The organism is Capnocytophaga sp. oral taxon 863 str. F0517 (assembly GCF_000466425.1).
Classification (GTDB): domain Bacteria; phylum Bacteroidota; class Bacteroidia; order Flavobacteriales; family Flavobacteriaceae; genus Capnocytophaga.
On the sequence record NZ_KE992095.1, the window covers coordinates 1 to 843 of the forward strand.

The 843-nt window shown below is 29.7% G+C and carries 1 protein-coding gene; it reads right to left on the reverse strand.

What is annotated here, in order from left to right; all coding sequences use genetic code 11:
• Positions 1-160 precede the first annotated feature (160 nt).
• The gene (locus HMPREF1551_RS02735) at positions 161-760 is read right to left on the reverse strand and encodes a hypothetical protein (RefSeq protein WP_021627498.1); all 600 of its coding nucleotides are present in this window, start codon (positions 758-760) and stop codon (positions 161-163) included.
• Positions 761-843: the final 83 nt, after the last annotated feature.

Below are 843 nucleotides of genomic sequence, written 5' to 3' on the forward strand. Positions count from 1 at the left end.
AAATTCATAATTCCCCTCGCACTATTTAGAGTGCTCTATAGGCTTGAAAAACGCTTATCTCTATAGTGTATAAAGGAAAATAGTAAGGCAATTCTTTTGTATTATTTTGATTAGTAAGTTGTTGGAATTTTAACAACACATTTGATACATTACCCATTACCTAAATTATATCTCCCATTTCTAAAAAAATGATATTATTAAATTCTTTATCCTGACAAAATTCTTTTACACGTTCTGTGCATAATAATAGATTTGTATTCTGTAAAGTGAAGAAATCATAATTATTGATAACCTCCTTATCAAAGAAGATTCCTTTACCTTTTTCACGAGGAATTATTTCCTCTCCTTTTAATTCTGACACTCCAATTAATTCTATTCTTCCTCTTTCTGTCTTAACTAAAGAACTTTGGGGAAGACAATCAAAATATGTAGGGCTAAAAAAGGATTTTAATGCAATGTCTTCTTGTGGTAGCCATTTCAGTCTTTTAGGATTTTTTGCTTTTAACTCTCTTTCAGTCTTATTAATCTTTACATCTACCCCCTTAATATCTTTAAAGTTTTCTTGTAAAAGATTAAAGACGGATAATTTACATATTTTAATGCCATAACAAAATGTAAAATCTCCGATTTTATTCCCATTACTACCCCAACTATCCCACCAAACATCTAGCAAATTGATTTCTTTAATATTTTCTTTACTACTAGGTCGAAGAATAGCGTATTCTTTTTCTATGTAACTTGTAAATTTATAAACTTTCATTCTGTACAATCTTTTTTATTTTTTGGATTATATTTATCAATACCGAATTCCCCGCTGGCGCAAGCTTGCAGTTTGCGCCCAAT

Excerpts from the sequence above, each read along its gene's own strand:
- HMPREF1551_RS02735 (WP_021627498.1), bottom strand. The coding sequence starts at position 760 with ATGAAAGTTTATAAATTTACAAGTTACATAGAAAAAGAATACGCTATT.